This window comes from Rhodococcus sp. EPR-157 (genome assembly GCF_001647195.1).
Taxonomy (GTDB): Bacteria; Actinomycetota; Actinomycetes; order Mycobacteriales; family Mycobacteriaceae; genus Rhodococcoides.
Window position 1 is genome coordinate 1 of record NZ_LVCV01000092.1, and the last position, 3,974, is coordinate 3,974.

Genomic DNA, 3,974 nt, shown 5'->3' on the forward strand with positions numbered 1-3,974 from the left:
TTCATCTACTTCGGTGTTCCGGCGGCCCTCGGCTTCCAGATGTCCGCCTTCACAGCAGGCATCATCACGCTTTCGCTGAACGCGGGTGCGTACATGGCCGAGATCGTCCGAGGCGGCATCCTCGCCGTCGACAAGGGACAGATGGAGGCCTCACGCAGCCTCGGTATCAGCTACCTCAAGTCGATGCGACGCGTCGTCATGCCGCAGGCCATTCGCACGATGATCCCGTCGTACATCAACCAATTCGTCATCACGTTGAAGGACACGTCACTGCTGTCGGTCATCGGTCTCGCCGAACTGACCCAGACGGGCCGGTTGATCATCGCTCGCAACTTCGAGTCGTTCAACATGTGGCTGATCATCGGTGTCATGTACTTCATCATCATCATGGCTCTCACCAAAATGTCGAACCGGCTCGAGAAGAGGATCAACAAGTGAGCAGTCCAAGCACCGATACCAAGATTTCGATCAAGGCGCTCGAGAAGGCATTCGGCGACAATACGGTCCTCAAGGGCATCGACGCCGAGATCGCCAACGGTGAAGTCGTATGCGTCATCGGCCCTTCGGGATCCGGCAAGAGCACGTTCCTTCGCTGTCTCAACAAGCTCGAGGACATCACGGCCGGACATGTCGTCGTGGACGGTATCGACCTGACGGGCAAGAGCGTCCACCTCGACAAGGTTCGCCAGAACATCGGCATGGTGTTCCAGCACTTCAACCTCTTCCCGCACATGACGGCGCTGGAGAACGTCATGCTCGCCCCCGTCGAGACGAAGAAGATGTCGAAGGCGCAGGCGAAAGAGACGGCGCTGAAGCTGCTCGAGCAGGTCGGCCTGTCCGACCGCGCGAACTACAAGCCAGCCAATCTGTCCGGTGGACAGAAGCAGCGTGTCGCCATCGCCCGGGCACTCGCAATGAGCCCGTCGATCATGCTGTTCGACGAGGCGACATCTGCGCTCGACCCCGAGATGGTCGGCGAGGTACTGCAGGTATTGCGCGATCTCGCGAAGGGCGGCATGACGATGGTTGTCGTGACGCACGAGATGGGCTTCGCTCGCGAGGTGTCGGACCGCGTCATCTTCATGGCCGAGGGCGTCATCGTCGAAGAAGGAACACCGGACCAGCTGTTCGGCAATCCGCAGAACCCGCGGACTCAGGACTTCCTGAACAAGGTGCTGTAACCGCACTTCGCTTGCGTGGTCCGTTCATACTGCTCGATCGTATGGACGGACCACCCAAGCGGTCCGACGAGTGCCCTACGTCGCGTCGGAATCGATCGGCGGCGTCTGGCCGGCAGGTAGCTTCTTGTCGAGCGACGGCTTGTTCGCCGAGAGATTGTTCGACGATGGTCTGTTCGACGACGGCTTGTTGTCGAACGGCTTGCCGTCGAACGTGCTCTTGAACAACGAGTCGTCGCCGTCGAGGAGGTGCTTGGTGATCACCGCGCGCGGAGTCATTCCACGCAGCTGATTGAGATCGGCGAGCGGCTTACGCAGGTCCTCGAAGTCCGTGCCGAGCTCGTCCTTGAGTTGCTGGCTCGCGCCGTTGGCGTAGTCCTTGACCTGCCGGATCGACTTGGTGACCCAGGTTATGGCGCTGGGAAGCCGGTCAGGTCCGAGGATGACGAGTGCTGCTACCAGGAGAATAACGAGCTCTCCCCAGCCTATGTTGGCGAACACGTAGGCCAGCCTAGTCCGAAACCGGGGTGACGGAGACATCGACGAGTCGACCCGACCGCACGAGCTGCACGGGCGTCGACTGTCCGATTTCACTCGACTGCACTGCGACGACGAGTTCGTCGGCGCTCGTCACCGTCCGGTCGCCGACTTTCGTGATCACGTCTCCCTCGACGATGCCCGCCGCCTGCGCCGGACCGCCGGACCGCACGTTGGCCACCTCAGCACCGGAGGTGGCGTCGTTGATCACCGAACGCGCGTTGATACCGATGTCCGGATGCTTCATTTCGCCGGTGTTGATGAGGGACTGTGCGACCTCGGTGACGTCGTCGATCGGGATGGCGAATCCGAGACCGACGGATCCACCGCTTTCGCTTCGTATCGCAGAGTTGATGCCGATGACGCGGCCTTCGGCGTCGATGAGCGGCCCGCCCGAGTTGCCCGGGTTGATCGCAGCATCGGTCTGCACCGCGTCGATGACAGCGTCGGTGTCGGTGCCCTCGCCGGACAAGCGAACGGGACGATCGAGTGCGCTGACGATGCCCCGCGTGACGGTCTTGCTCAGGCCGAGCGGTGAACCTACTGCGACGACGTCCTCGCCTACCTGCACGTCCGCCGAATTACCGAGTTGGGCTTCGGTGAGGTTGCCGACGTCGGTCTTCAACACCGCGAGATCGGTCTTGGTGTCGCGGCCGACGATGTCCGCGGGAACCTTGGTTCCGTCGGAGAACGTCACCTGCAGAGTCGCGGTGTCCGGGTTGGTCGCAGCCATCGAGATGACGTGGTTGTTGGTGACGATGTATCCGTCCCCGTCGAAGACGACTCCCGATCCGGTGCCCGCGTTGTCTCCGAGCGTGACCTGAATCGACACCACCGACGGCAGCACCGCATCGGCGACTCGCGCCACCTGCCCTTGGGGCAGATCCTCTCCCGTCGACTGAGTCAGTTTCACTTTCTGACTGGTCAAAGCACCCGAAAACTCGGCCGTCTCACGGCCGATCAGCCCACCGACGAGCCCGATCGCCAATGCCAACGCACCGAGGACGACGAGAGTCTTGGGAGCGACCCGCTCACCGAACAGAACTTCCCGAACACCGAGCTTCGGGCCGACCGGAGGTATCGCGGGCACAGGTGTCTCGGCCGCCGCCGCACCGAGTCGTACGGTCGACGTCGGATCGCGCCACGGATCCTCGGGTTCGGGATCCGGCTCCGGTGGACCGGTCGGGGCGTCGGGATCACGCTGCAGCGATTCAGCAGCGTCGGAGGGCCTACCGAAGGCCTCGGCGAGGACTGGATCCGGAACACGTGAGGCGATGCCGGGCGACGGTTCGGCACGTTTCGCGGCCGGCGAGAACGAACCGTCCACGTCGCTAGGCCGACCGAATGCAGCAGCAGACGCGGGGTCGACGTCCGGCCGATACACGGGCCTCGGAGGCAGCCGCGGTGCCTCAGGATCTGTAGAAGTGCTCACGTGTTCCCGGTACCCCTCGCTAACGTCGGTCACAGCGGCCAAGGTTACACAGCGAGTAACTACCGGCGCCGTCTGCGAAGGCTCGCGACCGACGTGACGATGACTCGTCGCCGACGTTCCGCGTCGTTCTTCGCCTCGCCCGGCGCACAGGCCGGGGGCTCGCACATCGGTATCTGGCTGAGGAGTCCGAGGAGGGAACCGGGCATCGACATCTCACCGGAATCCTTCAAGGCGGTACGCGCTTGCTGCTGGGCGTCGACTTCGGCAGCACACTCGGGGCATTCGGCGATATGGCGAGCGGCGCGGAGATACGCGGCCATTCGCAGTTCCCCGTCGGCGAAAGCTGCCACGGCCTCGCTGGCCAAGTGCTCGGTAGAGCTGAACCGCCGTGGCTCTTGCGCCTGCGCCATCCAACCCTCCTGGTAGCTACTGGACACGTTCGTGACCCGAGTCGGCCTTCCCGCTAACTCGAAGGTACTCGCGAAGCGCCGCGCGTCCACGGTGGATCCGACTACGAACGGTTCCCAACTTCACGCCCAGTGTGGCACCGATCTCCTCGTACGACAGTCCTTCGATGTCACACAGCACGATCGCCGCGCGAAACTCGGGCGCGAGCGAATCGAGCGCGGACTGAAGATCGGGGTCGAGCCGTGCGTCGTGATAGATCTGCTCAGGGTTCGGCAGCTCGGAGGGGACACGGTCATAGTCCTCGGGCAGCGCTTCCATGCGGATACGGTTGCGACGACGAACCATGTCGAGAAAGAGGTTGGTCGTGATGCGGTGCAGCCAGCCTTCGAAAGTTCCCGTAGTTCGACAGCGATCGGAAG

The 3,974-nt window shown here is 63.0% G+C and carries 6 protein-coding genes; 2 read left to right on the forward strand and 4 right to left on the reverse strand.

All coding sequences use genetic code 11. The annotated features are described in order from the left end of the window. Both A2J03_RS03595 and A2J03_RS03600 read left to right on the forward strand, forming a co-directional pair. Nucleotides 1–438: amino acid ABC transporter permease (locus tag A2J03_RS03595; RefSeq protein WP_156520183.1), on the forward strand; the 438-nt coding region annotated here is incomplete at its 5' end. Beyond that, nucleotides 435–1,181 (forward strand): amino acid ABC transporter ATP-binding protein, encoded by a 747-nt coding sequence (locus A2J03_RS03600; protein WP_068369792.1) that lies wholly within the window; start codon nt 435–437, stop codon nt 1,179–1,181. The genes A2J03_RS03595 and A2J03_RS03600, both read left to right, overlap by 4 nt. 75 nt (nt 1,182–1,256) lie before the next feature. Here the strand turns inward: A2J03_RS03600 and tatB are convergent, their stop codons facing one another. The 4 genes from tatB to A2J03_RS03620 form a co-directional block, all read right to left on the reverse strand. Further along, on the reverse strand, nt 1,257–1,679 hold the full coding sequence (gene tatB, locus A2J03_RS03605; RefSeq protein WP_068369795.1) for a Sec-independent protein translocase protein TatB: 423 nt from the start codon (nt 1,677–1,679) through the stop codon (nt 1,257–1,259). A 10-nt stretch (nt 1,680–1,689) separates the two neighbouring features. After that, nucleotides 1,690–3,189, reverse strand: a complete 1,500-nt coding sequence (locus A2J03_RS03610; protein ID WP_068369798.1) for a S1C family serine protease — start codon at nt 3,187–3,189, stop codon at nt 1,690–1,692. A 17-nt stretch (nt 3,190–3,206) separates the two neighbouring features. Beyond that, nucleotides 3,207–3,557, reverse strand: coding sequence for a hypothetical protein (locus tag A2J03_RS03615; protein WP_068369801.1), 351 nt, complete (start codon nt 3,555–3,557; stop codon nt 3,207–3,209). A gap of 16 nt (nt 3,558–3,573) precedes the next feature. Continuing rightward, on the reverse strand, nt 3,574–3,974 hold a 401-nt coding region (locus A2J03_RS03620), incomplete at its 5' end, for a sigma-70 family RNA polymerase sigma factor (protein WP_156520184.1).

Bases quoted from the DNA above. Each gene is read 5' to 3' on its own strand.
- A2J03_RS03615 (WP_068369801.1), bottom strand. From the start codon at position 3,557: ATGGCGCAGGCGCAAGAGCCACGGCGGTTCAGCTCTACCGAGCACTTG.